Consider the following 12,868-nt stretch of genomic DNA (forward strand, 5'->3'; position numbering starts at 1 on the left):
CCCCATCCCCGGGGAAATCCGATGTCCCGGTGTCACGGCCGCGCCCGGACGTCCTTCTCGCGGGATTCCCGGCCTCGCGTCAACCGTGGTTGACGTAAGCGTTGTGTCAACTTATATTGACGGCAGTGGGAGGTGCGCGGGCCCGGAGCGGGCCTCGCCGCCTGGTCGCGTACGGGCTCCGAGCCCGTTTCCGGCCGTCCCGGCCCCCGGCGGGCGACGTGTTACCGCGCCCGTTTCCCCATTCGACCAAGCGCGACCAAGCGCGACCAAGGAGGTGCCCGATGTCCATCGACGTCGTGATCGCCGGTGGCGGCCCGAACGGGCTGATGCTGGCCTGTGAGCTGAGCCTGGCCGGTGTCCGCCCGGCGCTGCTGGAGCGGCTGCCGGAACCGGGTGACGAGCCCAGGGCCAACGGCCTGGTCGGGGAGGTGGTCAGGGTTCTCGACGGCCGGGGCCTGTACCGGCGCTTCACCGGCGCCCCGGAACCCCCGGCGCCGGTGCCGTACTTCATGTTCGGCGGCATGCTCCTGGATCTGAGCGCGCTGGATCCCGGCCCGCTGCACACCCTTCCGATCCCGCAGCGTCGCCTGGAGCAACTGCTGCAGGAGCGGGCGATCGAACTCGGGGTGGAGATCCGGCGCGGCCACGAGCTGGTCGACATGTCACAGGACGAGGAGGGCGTCACCGTCGGCGTCCACGCCCCCGACGGCGACTACGAGCTGCGTACCCGCTACCTGGTCGGCTGCGACGGCGCCCACAGCCTCGTACGCAAGAAGGCGGGCATCGGCTTTCCCGGCGTCACCACCGAGGACGTCGTGTCCCGCAGCGCCCACGCCGCCCTGCCGGCCTCCCTGCTCGACCCCGCGACCGGCGAGCTGCTGCTGGCCGGGGAGCGCTGGAGGCCGTTCATGATCCATCGCACCGCGCACGGCGTGTTCGCCCTCGCGTCGTTCGAGCCCGGCGTACACCTCGTCACCACCATGGAGTGGGGGCGGGAGCAGGTCGACGAGCGGGTGCCGATGACCCTGGAGGAGCTGCGCGACAGCGTGCGCAGGGTGCTCGGGGCCGACCTGCCGATGAGCCCGCCCGGGGGGCGGGGTCCCCACGTGCTCCGCCGCCTCACCGGCGGCAACACCCGCCTGGCCGACCGCTACCGCGCCGGACGCGTGCTGGTGGCCGGGGACGCCGCGCACGTCCACTCGGCGGCCGGTGGTCCCGGGCTCAACCTCGGCCTGCAGGATGTCGTGAACCTCGGCTGGAAACTCGCCGCCGAGGTCCGCGGCTGGGCGCCGCCGGGACTGCTCGACACCTACCACGACGAGCGGCACCCCGTCGGCGAGCGGGTCGTCATGCACACCCAGGCGCAGTCCGCCCTGCTCGCGCCCGGGGGAGAGGTCACCGCGCTGCGCACGCTCTTCGCCGAGCTGCTCGGCCACGACGAGAACCGGCGGCGCGTCGCCGAGCTCATCGCCGGCTCCGACATCCGCTACGACATGGCCGGCATCGGGACGCCCTCCGGCCCGGCCGGCGGGGACGTCCGCCCTGACACGGGCGGCCCCGGTACGGGCCGTCCCGGCGCGGGCGGCAGCGATGTTCGCCCTGGCGCGGCCGGTGCCGGTCCGGCGCCGCACGCCCTTCTCGGGGGCCTGGCGCCGGAGCTGTCCCTCACCACGGACGCGGGCACCACGCGGCTCGCCGACCTGACCCACGGCGCCCGCCCGCTCCTGCTCGACCTCGGCGGCGGGAACGCGCTGGCCGAGACGGCGGCGGGCTGGAAGGACAGGGTGGACGTCGTCACCGCCGTCACCGCCGTTCCCGACCGGCGGGTCCCCGCCGGGCTCCTGGTCCGCCCCGACGGCTACGTCGCCTGGACGGCCCCGGACGAGGGGACGGGCGTACCTGCGGACCACGGTCTCCGCGAGGCGCTGTCCACCTGGTTCGGCGCCCCCGCGTGAGCTCCCGGCTCCGGCGCCTCGCCGTGTCCTTCCGGATCGGCACCCCCGCGTGACCCTCCGGGCTCGGCCGTGATCCTCACCGGGGCGTTCCCCGGCGGGGCCGGTCCACAGCGGTGACGGGAGCCGGTCCGCCGGGGGCCGGTCCGCCGAGGGAGCGGGGGCCGGTCCGCCGGGGGAGGGAGACCGGTTCGCCGGGGGAGGGGGGAGGGAGACCGGCCCTCGAGCCGGCCTCCCTCTCTGGTCCTTCCAGTTCTTCCGGTCCTTCCGGGTCCTTTCCCGGTCTTCCCGGTTGCCGGTTCTCTCCGGCTTTCCTGCTTGCGGTCAGAACCGGTCAGAAGTCGTCGGCGGTGCGGATCCGGTCACGGATCCAGACGCCGGCCTCCTTCAGCGACGTGGTGCCGGTCCAGGGGCCTCCGGCGTCGCACGTGCCGGTCTTGAAGACCGCGCCGGAGCGGTGGTCGTCGGAGAAGTTCCAGTTCACCCAGCTGATCTTCTTGCTCGCCATCAGGTCGAGGTAGCGCTGGGACATGGCGAAGTCGTTGGCCTCCTCTCCGGCGTAGTTCTGCGTGCCGAACTCGGTGACGAACATCGGGATGCGGTCGGCCGCGCGGGACAGCGCGTTGAGGTACTCGGTGCCGTGCGAGGCCGCGTAGAAGTGGAAGGTGTACATGATGTTCGAGGCGTTGACCGGGTTGCCCGTCACCTCGGTCTCCGTGGCGCCGTCCGACACCCCGAGCGAGGACCAGGCGCGGGTGCCGACCAGGACGATCCCGTCGGGGTCCTGCGCCCGGATCACCGGGATGATCTGCTCGGCGTAGCCCTTGATGGTGCTCCAGCTCACGCCGTTCGGCTCGTTGGCGACCTCGTAGAGGATGTTCGGCCTGGCGGCGTGCCGCTGGGCGATCTCGGTGAAGAAGGTCCTGGCACGGGAGAGGTTGTAGTTGGGGTCGCCGGGGGTGAGCATGTGCCAGTCCACGATGACGTACATGCCCAGCGCGCTGACCTGCTCGATGAGCGTGTGCGCGAGGTCGGTGAACGCCCGCGGGTTCGTCTCGTAGCCGCCCTCCTGGACGTACGTGGACAGGCGCACCACGTCGGCCTTCCAGTCGGTCGCCAGCGCGTTCAGCGAGCCGGTAGTGACGCACTGCCGGTACCACTGCAGGCCGTGGGTGCTCATGCCGCGCAGCTGGATCTGCTTGCCGTTCTTGTTGCACAGCTTGGTGCCGCAGACCCGCAGCTGCCCGTTGGCCGCGACCGGCGTGCCGCCGCCGCCCGCCTGGGTCGTCGCCGTGACGGACGCGCTCCTGGCCGACTCGTTGTTCGCGGCGTCGCGGGCGGTGACGGTGTAGGTGTGGGTCGTCGAGGCGGCCAGCCCCGAGACCGTGGCGCTCGTGCCGGTCACGGTGGCGACCACGGCGGAGCCCTCGTAGACCCGGTAGTCCTTGACCGTGCCGCTGTTGTCGGTCGAGGCGTTCCAGGCCAGGCTGATGGAGGAGGACGTCGTGCCGGTGCTGCGCGGGGAGGACGGCACGCTCGGCGGCGTGGTGTCGCCGGGGTTCTGCCCGCCGCCGCAGGGGGCGCCGTTGAGCGTGCAGTTGACCGGCGAGCCCGAGCCGGAGGCGGTGAAGCCGAAGGTGGTGCTCGCCCCGGGGGCCAGGGTGCCGTTGTACTCCCGGTTCCTGAAGGTGTACCGGCTGCCGCTGCTGGTCATCAGGGAGTCCCAGTACGTGCCGAGGCTCGTGCCCGACGGGAGGTCGAAGGAGACCGTCCAGCCGTTCAGCGTGGCGGTCCCGGTGTTCTTGACCGTGTACTGGCCGCTGTAGCCGCTGCCCCAATCCTGCGCCTTGGTGAACGTCGCGGTGTCCGCGTGGGCGGCGGACGGGACGAGCAGGGTGAACAGTAACGTCAGCAGCCCGGTCAGCACCAGGGCTGGGGTGGTGCGCCGCATCATCGCTCCTTGCGTGGGGGGTGGTGGACACGTCATGGCGCTTTATTAGGAAACTTTCCTAACGTGACACGTGACGTTAGGTGGCCCGGGCCTGTCATGCAAGACCCAGATCCCCTTGCCCGCTTAAGAAAATTTAATCGTTAGGAAGCTTTCCTAACGGTTTGGGTCGGGGCAGGATGGCGTTCACCCCCCGATACGCCGCGACTCAGAGGTGGCCGCCATGAAACGTTCACGCACGGCTCTGCTGGTCCTCGCGACCCTGCTGCTCCCGACCTCCGCCCTGCCCGCCTCCGCCCTGCCCGCCTCCGCGGCCGGAGCCGCCGCCTGGCAGCTCCGCTGGTCGCCGGACGCCGCGCAGACGGGCCTGTCCGCCTTCGAGACCATCGAGGACGACCGGGCCGGCTCCCACCCGTCCGCCGCCCCGCACATCAAGGTGTCGGGCGGTGCCTTCCGCTTCGACATGCACACGGCCGACCGCGATACCGCCACGGACCGGCAGCGCCACGAGGTCACCGGGATGCGCAACGGCGGGTCGTACCTGCAGTGGCGGCTCGGCGAGACCTGGCGGGTCACCTACTCGATGTACATCCCGAGCACGCTGAAGGCCACCACCACCTTCACCCACATCATGCAGACCAAGCAGCCCGGCAACGGAACCTCCCCCATCACCGTGACCTCGCTGCGCAGGGTCGGCGGCAAGCAGACCATCGAGCACAAGATCTTCGCCGAGGACGTCCTGGTGGGCAGGACCGACCTCGAACCGCTGCAGGACAAGTGGGTCGACGTCGAGTACGAGATCAAGATCGGGAACGGCACCGCCGGGTCGGTGCGCTGGGTCCTGCGCAGCGGCGGGACCACGGTGATCGACGCCGTGAAGACCGGCGTCGACACCTTCCTGGCCGACCGCGTCCGCCCCAAGTGGGGCATCTACCGCTCCCTCGGCGACACCTCGGGTTCGCTGCAGAACACCTATCTGCTCCTGCGCAACATGCGCGGCTACCAGCTGGAGGGCGGGACCACCCCGCCCACCCCCACCCCCACCCCGACGCCCACCCCCACCCGGACGCCGACCCCCACGCCCACGCCCACCCAGACGGGAGCCACGTCCTGGAGGGCCGGCACCGCCTACGCCGTCGGCGCCCAGGTCACTCACTCCGGCGTGAGCTACCGGTGCCTGCAGGCGCACACCGCCCAGGTCGGCTGGGAGCCGTCCACCACCCCCGCCCTCTGGCAGCGCCTCTGAGCCGTGCGCGCCGAGGTCGGGCCCGTACGCCCGAGCTCGTACGCCCGGGCCCGGCCGGTCAGCCGGCCGGGCCCGGGCCCTGCCCGATGATCCGGTCCGCGAGCCTGGCGACGAGCTGCGCGCGTACGTGCGCCGGAAGGGCGCAGCCGTGCGCGACGAGCGTGTCGAGCGCGGGCAGCTCGAGGAGGACGGCCCAGTCCTGGACGTCGTCGCAGTAGGAGACGTCGAGGTGGCGGAGGTCCTTCAGCGTCTGGAGCGGGGCCAGCGACCGCACGGGCGTGTTCCTGATCGACAGGTGCTCCAGGGTGCGCAGGCCCTCGATGCCGTCCAGACCGGTCAGCGGCGTGTGCTCCAGATCCAGCCGGGTCAGCGAGGTGAGGGCCGAGATGTCCTCCGGGACGCGGTGCAGGCGGCTGCCGGACAGGTCGAGCTCCTCGACCCCGGAGGGCGCGGCCAGGGCCGAGAGCAGGAGCGCAGGGGGCGGGAGTATCACCGGCCGGGGCTGGGCGAGCACCGGTGACCGCCCCATGGCGGCCTCCTGCAGGACGCGCCACCTGTCCACCGGCGCGCCCTGCCCGCCGAGACGGACGTAGCCCGACGGCAGCCACGGCGCCACCCGCTCGGCCACGATGTCGTCGCGGTCACCGGCGCCGACGACCCCGGCCAGCAGCCGGCCGTAGTGCTCGTACGCGTGCTCGGCGGGCACGAACAGGTCCGCCACGATGTCCCCGCCCACGACGAGGACCCCGTCGTTGCCCGAACAGAAGATCACCCCTGCGGCGACGCTGCCGAGCACGAGATGGTCCGCCGCGCTGTGGATCGCGCGGGCCCGCAGGTCACCGGTGACCGCGAGGTAGCTCTCCGAGGCGTCGCCGTCGTCGAGGAGCCCCTCCACCACCAGCCCGCCGATCACGATCAGCGGCGCCTTCACGTCGAGCCAGCCGGGAACGTACGTGTCGCCGAACCAGATCGTGGCCCGGTGCACGATCCACCCCGACTCCGTTCGTTCCGCACCGTCGGGGAAGACCGAGGGCGTCTCGCCGGGAAACGCCAGCGACCACGCCTGCGCGAACAGCAGACCGTAGACGGGAGGCATGATGTGGTGCGGCCACTCACCGGCCTGGGCCGGCCGCCGCAGCCAGGATCCGATCGGGTGCAACTCCTCCGCGATGTCGCCGAAATAGTCCAGCGCCGCCGCGCCGGCCCCGGCCTGCCGCCGGAGCGCCGTCAACGCGTCATCGAGACGCTCCGACGCCCCGGAGAAATGCTCATCGGTCAGATCCATGTCACATACCGTACTCATCGCCACGAAATCCGAAAGCCGTTCGGATGACGCTCCCGGATGGCGGGCGTGTCGGAAAACCACCGGGTGCGACCACGCGGCGACGAAGGGCAAAGTGGATCTTCACTGGGACGTCGGGTACCGTGCCCGAGGCCCCTGAGCACTTCGGCGCGGCCCGCGAACGCGGGCCGGGCGCGGACCACGGTGACATTGGAAGGATGGACACATATGGAGGCCGGAAATCGCCGGACCCTGCGGTTGCTCGTCACCGGAGGCGGGACCGGTGGTCACACCTACCCCGCGCTGACCACCGTCGCGGCCCTGCGCGACCACGCCGCCGCGCGAGGGCTCGACCTGGACGTGCTCTGGGTCGGTACGGCGGCCGGCCTGGAGGCCCGCGTCGCGGCGGAGCACGGCATCCCGTTCCGCGCCATCACGGCGGGAAAGCTCAGGCGCTCGCCCAACCCGCGAGAGCTGGCCACCAATCTCGCGGACCTGTTCCGGATCCCGGTCGGCGTGTTCCAGGCCTTCGGCATCGCCGCCCGCTACCGGCCCGACGTGGTGCTGTCGACCGGCGGGTACGTGTGCGTGCCGCTGGGTGTCGCCTCCCGGTTGCTGGGCCGGCCGCTGGTGATGCACGAGCAGATCACCTCGCTCGGACTGGCCAACCGCATCCTGTCGCGCTTCGCCCGGCGGATCGCGCTGACCCACCCCTCCTCGATCGAGCACCTGCCCGCGGGGGTGCGCGACCGGGCCGTCATCACCGGCAACCCGGTGCGTCCCCACCTGCTGCGCGGCAACGTCGACGCGGGACGTCGCCACTTCGGGCTCTCGTCCGACCTGCCCCTGGTCTACGTGACCGGCGGCGCGCAGGGGAGCCGCCAGATCAACACCATGGTCGAGGCGATCCTGCCCGCGCTGCTCTCCCGCGCCCAGGTGATCCACCAGTGCGGTCCCGGCTGGATCGCCCAGTTCACCCGTACCGCCGCCGGGCTCCCCGTGGCGGTGCGCGACCGCTACCGCCCGGTGCCGTACGTCGGCGCCGAGCTGGCCGACGTGTTCGCCGCCGCCGACGTCGTGGTCTCCCGCAGCGGGGCGGGCACGGTCGCCGAGCTGACCGCGGTGGGCAAGCCGTCCGTCCTCATCCCCCTGGTGCCCTCCGCCGCCGACGAGCAGCGCCAGAACGCCCGCTACCTCGCCGAGGCGGGCGCGGCCCGCGCGCTCCTGGAGGACGGCCCCACCGCCGACCACCTCCTGGCCGAGCTCGACGCCCTCCTGCGGGACCCGTACGCCCGCGCCGCCATGGCCGGTGCCGCCGGCGCCCTGGGCCGCGTCGACGCCGCCGACAGCCTGGCCCTGGTGCTCCTGGAGGCGGCGGGGGTGAACGGCAAGGCCGGCTGAGCCCGGTGCCGGGTGTTCGGGGCCCGGGAGGCCGATCGGGCGGGAGCGTGACCTTCCTGATGAGGCCTTCCCCGCCTCTCCGGTCGTCCGCGGACGTCTTCGCCACCCGGATCGACGAGAAGGTCGCCTCCGGCCGCTCGCCACCTGACCTGGGGACACGCGGTCCCGTTTCCGGACGTCCCATTGACTTTCCGGACGTCCCGTTGAAAGGGAAAGTCAGGCGCCTAAACGCCGGTCGGGTAACGGCCGGCCACGGCGGGGGGATGCACATGAGGAGACCATGTCCCTCGCGTCCCCGGGAGCCTGCCGACCATGAGCGAGCCGTACGGCATCAGGGCGGCGGCTCTCCTGTGCCGGGCGGCCCTGACGGTCACCGGCCTGCTCGTGCTCGCCGGTTGCGGCGACGGCGCCGAACCGCCGGTGATCACCGTGACGGTGACGGAGAGCCCGGACGCTCCGGGCTCCTCGGAGACGGGGGAGACTCTCGCGCCGATGAGCCCTCCGAACACGCCGGAGCCGGAACCGCCGCGGGAGCGGCCCACCACCGATCCGATCGCCCCGCCGGGGAGACCGTGCCCGGCCGGTGGCGGGGATCCCGTCGAGGGCCCCTGCCCGAGCGTCGGCGGCAGGAGGCCGGCGCCCAGTCTCACCGCCCCACAACCGACACACGAACCGCCCGTGTCGTCGCCCTCTCCCGACCCGATCTTCTCCCCGGGCCCGCCCTCTCCCCTCCAGACGGGGTGAGCGTGCCGCAGGTCGACCAGGAGCACCCCGAACAGTCCAGGCCGCTCGACGTGATAGGGCTGATCACCCTTCTGCTGACCGTCAGCGGCGCGGTGCTCATCTACATGGGATGGGCCTACCTGGACGGCTATCTGGGGTCGTTCCAGCTGAAGGCGACGGACATGGGCTTCGGGGTGGACGAGTACGCCCTGCGGGGCCTGAACATCTTCTCCCCGGCCTTCCTGCCCTTCATGGTCGGCGGTACGGCCGTTCTCCTGGCGGGTACGGCGTACCGGTCGTCGCTGACCGCCGCGCTTCCGCAACGGGCCCGCGCGGCGGGCGCGGCGCTGGCCGCGAGAAGGCGGGTCCGGATCGCGGCGGACCCGAGATTCGGCGGAGCCGTCGTGACGGTCTGCGGGGCCGCCCTGGCGTTCGCCGCGCTGGCCGGATGGCAGGTCGACACCTTCGTCGTGCTGGCCCTGAGCGTCATCGGCCCGCTGCTGCTCACCTGGCCGACGCGCGGGCTCGCGGTCGGCCGCACGGCGTTCGCCGCCGCCGTGGTGACCTCGGTCTTCTGCCTGTTGTGGGCGGCGTCCCTGCACGCGTACCGCAAGGGAGAGGCCACGGCGGAGCAGCTCGTGGCCTCCCTGCCGCACCACACCTCGGTCGCCATCTACAGCGGGAAGACGCTCGCGCTCAACGCTCCGGGAGTCACCCGCGTCACGCTGGCGGACAAGACCTACCCGTTCCGCTACGAGGGACTGCGCCTGCTGATGACGCGCGGGGATCGTTACTACCTGATCCCTTTGATCACGGTGGCGGACTGGAGGAAGGGGAACGGGCGCACGTTCGTGATCGTCGAGCGTGAGGACCGGCGGGTGGAGCTGCTGCCGGGCACGCGAACCGGATGAGGCACCCCGCGGGAGCCCTCCCGGTGTCCGCGCGGGGGCGGTGTCTCATGGACGAAGGTTTACCTGACAGGCGGCGCAGGCCAGGCACCTGCCGGGGGGCGGCCTGAGTAATCTGGCGACCGCACGAAGTGAAGTGCGGTGACGCCGAGAACTCCGAGAACGCCAAGAACTCCGAGAACGCTGGGAACGCTGGGAACGCTGGGAACGCCGCACCGCGAGCGTTCGTCCCGGGATTTCCAGGAGATGCCGCGGGTGGGTGAGCGTGCGGTCTCACACGGCCGCATGCTCCCCGGCAGGCGCGTCCTTCATGGGGCCGTCCCCACGGGGTTTCACGCGGACCGCCGCTGAGAGGCAGGTTGGTTATGGCCCGTCAGGAAAAGCTCTCGCCCGAGGCGATCGGCGAGATGTACAACCAGCTCACCGATTCCTGCGCCGACGCGTTCGGCGGCAACCTCCACGTCGGCTACTGGACGGACGACTACGACGAGGCGCCCGTCGCGCAGGCGACGGACCACCTCACCGACCTGGTGGCCGAGCGCCTGGAGGTCGTTCCCGGGGAGCGCGTCCTGGACGTCGGCTCCGGCACCGGCAGGCCCGCCGCGCGCATCGCCACCGCGCGCGACGTCCACGTCACCGGGGTCACCCTGAGCGAGTACCAGGTGCGGCTGGCCGAGTCGCGCCCCGGGGCGGGCCAGGGTCAGGGGCACGCCGACTTCCAGCTCGCCGACGCGATGTGGCTCCCCTTCGACGACGCCTCCTTCGACGCCGCGTACGCCATCGAGTCGCTCGTCCACATGGAGAACCCGGCGGCGGTCCTCGGCGAGATCGCCCGGGTGCTGCGTCCCGGCGGGCGGTTCGTGGTGGGGGAGTGGTACCTGCTCGGTCCGCTCGCCGACGACGACGCCGCGGACCTGGAGCACTTCTCCCGGAGCTTCAACGTCCACTTCCTGCCCACCGTCGAGGAGTTCTACGAGGAGATGGACCGCGCCGGGCTGAAGATCGAGATATTTCACGACATATGGCCAAACATCAGCCGGTCTTTCCAGCTCGTGGGCGACATCCTCCCGGCCTCCGCCATCCAGCTGGGCGGCGAGATCGGCGAGCAGCTCGCCGTCTGCGCGGAGATGTACCGGCGCTTCGGGGAGATCCCGCAGATCAGCTACGCCCTGTTCACCGCGGTCCGCCGCTGAGGGCTCGTAGCCTTCAGGAACCTGAACAAGGAAACGCGATCCCACCCGATCATTCCGGCCGGATGGGATCGTTCTGTTTCGTTTTCAGGAAGGGCTTGTCCAGTTGGCTTCGCTTTTGATCCAGTGGCGGGTGGTTTTCTACATGGAGCGGTCACTGCGCGATGCTTCGAGTATGACCAAGTGCCCGGAGATGTGTGGCGGCCGTCGTTTCGAGTGTGTTCTCATCCGGCCCATCTCGCCAAGAGCTGGCTGGTCCAACGACGTTCCGGCAGAAGCCAATGGGCTGCTTCACCCGTCGCTCGGATGCAACGCCCAATTCCTGGACTGCACCGCTGGATGTGGTGCGTCTGCTTCCGGGTGCGAGCATCAACGATGCCGCGGCCGCTTAGATCTTCCAGTTGCTCTCGCGTCTGCCCGATACCGGCGGCCGGCTTTCGCTGTTCGTCCTCGACAGCGGCTACGACCTAGTCCGACTGGCCTTCGTCTTCAAGGACACTCCCGCGCAGTTGCTGGTGCGGATCCGCTCCGATCGCTGCTTCCACGTCGATCCGCCACCCGCCGGGCGGGACGCCCAAGGCCGACCGCGTCGGCACGGCACGAAGTTCGCCTGCACCGTTCCAGCCACTTGGCCGCTCCCGAGCGCCACCCTCGCCACAACGGATGCGCAGTGCGGCACGGTCACCGTGCACGCCTGGAGCGGGCTGCACTCTCAGAGGGCGGTTCGCGAGTCGATGCCTGTGATGTCACAGTGTGAGCGGGTGGACATTTAGCGTTACAGCTGGCTGGTGGGCCAGGATGTGCTGGGATGACCGGGTGAGCGAGCGCAAGCCGTACCCCAGCGACTTGTCCGACGAGCAGTGGGCGCTGATCGAACCGGTGATTACGGCATGGAAGGCCGCGCACCCGTCGGTCAGCGGCCACGAGGGCAACCACGCGATGCGCGAGATCGTCAACGCGATCCGCTACCAGGGACGAACCGGCGTCCAATGGACGTACCTGCCGCATGACCTGCCGCCCAAGAGCGCGACGTACTACTACTTCGCCAAGTGGCGCAACGACGGCACCGACCAGGTGATCCACGACCTGCTGCGCTGGTATCTGCGGGAGAGCAAAGGGCGAAAGGCCGATCCAAGCCTGGTCGTGCTGGACACCCAGAGCGTCCACGCTGCAGCCGGCGTCCCGGCCACCACGACCGGTAAGGACGTGGCCAAGAAGGTCCCGGGACGCAAACGCGGCCTGGCCGTGGACACGTTCGGACTGGTCATCGCGGCGGTGGTGCTCGCCGCATCAGCGCACGAGAACACCGCGGGAACGGCTCTGCTGGACCGCCTCGCCGCGCGGACCGACGGCACGGTGATGAAGGCGCTGGCCGACCAGGGGTTCAAGAACACGGTCATCGCCCATGGAGCCGCTTTGGGGATCGACGTGGAGATCGTCGAACGCAACCGGACAGGCAAGGGATTCGTCCCCCAGCCGACACGGTGGATCGTCGAGCAGACCTACGGCACCTTGATGCTGCATCGGCGCTTGGTCCGCGATTACGAGCACCTGCCGGCCACGTCCGAGTCGCGGGTGTATTGGGCGATGACCGACGTGATGTCTCGCCGGTTGATCCGTGCGCCCGCGCCGTCGTGGCGGTCGACGTGAACAGGCTCACGGTGACCCCGTCCGACCCCGGCACGTGACTACTGGACAAGATCGACGCTCGCGAGCAGGTATTGACGTGCCAGATCGAGCAGGTCCAGGCGGAGATCGACGCTCTGAGCGCACGTTTGGGCGAGCTCGGCGAGGCGATCGAGCATCTGCGGATCACCCGCAAGACCCTCCTCGCGCTGGCCGACGAAGACGACGCCCGACCGGCTGCACCGCCGCCCGCGCTGCCCAGCCATCCTGCCTACCAGCAGATCCTGACTGTCTTCGCCGATGCCGATCGGCCCTTGCGCGCCCGTGACCCGTGCGAGGCCCTGGACCTGTCCATCGTGTCGAAGAACACCGAGAACATCCGTTCCAAGCTCAAACGTCTGGTCAGCCGCGGCATCCTCATCGAGACCGAGCCGGGCTTGTTCGCTCAGCCGCGCCCGTAGTCCGCCGACGAGTCTCCGACCAGCTCGTCTCACCCAATCTCAGCGGCGAAAGGGACGTCAACTCGCGAACCGCCCTCTAAAACCCAGCAGCATGACGGGCACGGCAACTGTGGCCCGCGCCTGATCGTTGT

10 protein-coding genes and 2 pseudogenes are annotated in these 12,868 nt (G+C 70.8%); 9 read left to right on the forward strand and 3 right to left on the reverse strand.

The window, feature by feature from the left end:
* The first annotated feature begins 281 nt into the window (after positions 1-281).
* Entirely contained in the window at positions 282-1,955 is a 1,674-nt protein-coding gene (locus tag AB0F88_RS38695) for an FAD-dependent monooxygenase (RefSeq protein WP_362696025.1), read from the forward strand.
* A gap of 331 nt (positions 1,956-2,286) precedes the next feature.
* On the opposite strand, the pseudogene AB0F88_RS38700 reads toward AB0F88_RS38695, so the two are convergent.
* Positions 2,287-3,201, reverse strand: a pseudogene (locus tag AB0F88_RS38700) (glycoside hydrolase family 5 protein); the annotation flags it as partial.
* A 336-nt stretch (positions 3,202-3,537) separates the two neighbouring features.
* Positions 3,538-3,939 (reverse strand): annotated as a pseudogene (locus tag AB0F88_RS38705) (cellulose binding domain-containing protein); the annotation flags it as partial.
* 184 nt (positions 3,940-4,123) lie between these two features.
* Between AB0F88_RS38705 and AB0F88_RS38710 the strand changes: the two are divergent.
* Positions 4,124-5,146 (forward strand): carbohydrate-binding protein, encoded by a 1,023-nt coding sequence (locus AB0F88_RS38710; RefSeq protein ID WP_362696027.1) that lies wholly within the window; start codon positions 4,124-4,126, stop codon positions 5,144-5,146.
* Between the two features lie 58 nt (positions 5,147-5,204).
* On the opposite strand, the gene AB0F88_RS38715 is transcribed toward AB0F88_RS38710, so the two are convergent.
* Entirely contained in the window at positions 5,205-6,431 is a 1,227-nt protein-coding gene (locus AB0F88_RS38715) for a hypothetical protein (RefSeq protein ID WP_362696029.1), read from the reverse strand.
* 225 nt (positions 6,432-6,656) lie between these two features.
* On the opposite strand from AB0F88_RS38715, the gene AB0F88_RS38720 reads away from it, so the two are divergent.
* From AB0F88_RS38720 to AB0F88_RS38750, 7 genes are all read left to right on the forward strand, one after another.
* Complete coding sequence (locus tag AB0F88_RS38720; protein WP_362696031.1) at positions 6,657-7,829, forward strand: UDP-N-acetylglucosamine--N-acetylmuramyl-(pentapeptide) pyrophosphoryl-undecaprenol N-acetylglucosamine transferase; 1,173 nt, start codon at positions 6,657-6,659, stop codon at positions 7,827-7,829.
* A gap of 312 nt (positions 7,830-8,141) precedes the next feature.
* Entirely contained in the window at positions 8,142-8,573 is a 432-nt protein-coding gene (locus AB0F88_RS38725; protein ID WP_362696033.1) for a hypothetical protein, read from the forward strand.
* Between the two features lie 2 nt (positions 8,574-8,575).
* Positions 8,576-9,463 carry a hypothetical protein gene (locus tag AB0F88_RS38730; RefSeq protein WP_362696035.1) on the forward strand — a complete coding sequence of 296 codons (888 nt, stop codon included), beginning with the start codon at positions 8,576-8,578 and terminating at the stop codon, positions 9,461-9,463.
* A gap of 362 nt (positions 9,464-9,825) precedes the next feature.
* A complete protein-coding gene (locus AB0F88_RS38735; RefSeq protein ID WP_362696037.1) occupies positions 9,826-10,653 on the forward strand; it encodes a methyltransferase domain-containing protein in 828 nt (275 codons plus the stop codon).
* Between the two features lie 398 nt (positions 10,654-11,051).
* Entirely contained in the window at positions 11,052-11,423 is a 372-nt protein-coding gene (locus AB0F88_RS38740) for a transposase (RefSeq protein WP_362696039.1), read from the forward strand.
* 43 nt (positions 11,424-11,466) lie between these two features.
* Positions 11,467-12,300 (forward strand): IS5 family transposase, encoded by an 834-nt coding sequence (locus tag AB0F88_RS38745; RefSeq protein ID WP_362696041.1) that lies wholly within the window; start codon positions 11,467-11,469, stop codon positions 12,298-12,300.
* Between the two features lie 71 nt (positions 12,301-12,371).
* The gene (locus tag AB0F88_RS38750) at positions 12,372-12,737 is read left to right on the forward strand and encodes a hypothetical protein (protein WP_362696043.1); all 366 of its coding nucleotides are present in this window, start codon (positions 12,372-12,374) and stop codon (positions 12,735-12,737) included.
* The last annotated feature ends 131 nt before the right edge of the window (positions 12,738-12,868 follow it).

Origin of the sequence: Streptosporangium sp. NPDC023963, from assembly GCF_040639135.1 — a bacterium.
Taxonomy (GTDB): domain Bacteria; phylum Actinomycetota; class Actinomycetes; order Streptosporangiales; family Streptosporangiaceae; genus Streptosporangium.

Bases quoted from the DNA above. Each gene is read 5' to 3' on its own strand.
- AB0F88_RS38695 (WP_362696025.1), top strand. From the start codon at position 282: ATGTCCATCGACGTCGTGATCGCCGGTGGCGGCCCGAACGGGCTGATG.
- AB0F88_RS38710 (WP_362696027.1), top strand. From the start codon at position 4,124: ATGAAACGTTCACGCACGGCTCTGCTGGTCCTCGCGACCCTGCTGCTC.
- AB0F88_RS38715 (WP_362696029.1), bottom strand. From the start codon at position 6,431: ATGGATCTGACCGATGAGCATTTCTCCGGGGCGTCGGAGCGTCTCGAT.
- AB0F88_RS38720 (WP_362696031.1), top strand. From the start codon at position 6,657: ATGGAGGCCGGAAATCGCCGGACCCTGCGGTTGCTCGTCACCGGAGGC.
- AB0F88_RS38725 (WP_362696033.1), top strand. From the start codon at position 8,142: ATGAGCGAGCCGTACGGCATCAGGGCGGCGGCTCTCCTGTGCCGGGCG.
- AB0F88_RS38735 (WP_362696037.1), top strand. From the start codon at position 9,826: ATGGCCCGTCAGGAAAAGCTCTCGCCCGAGGCGATCGGCGAGATGTAC.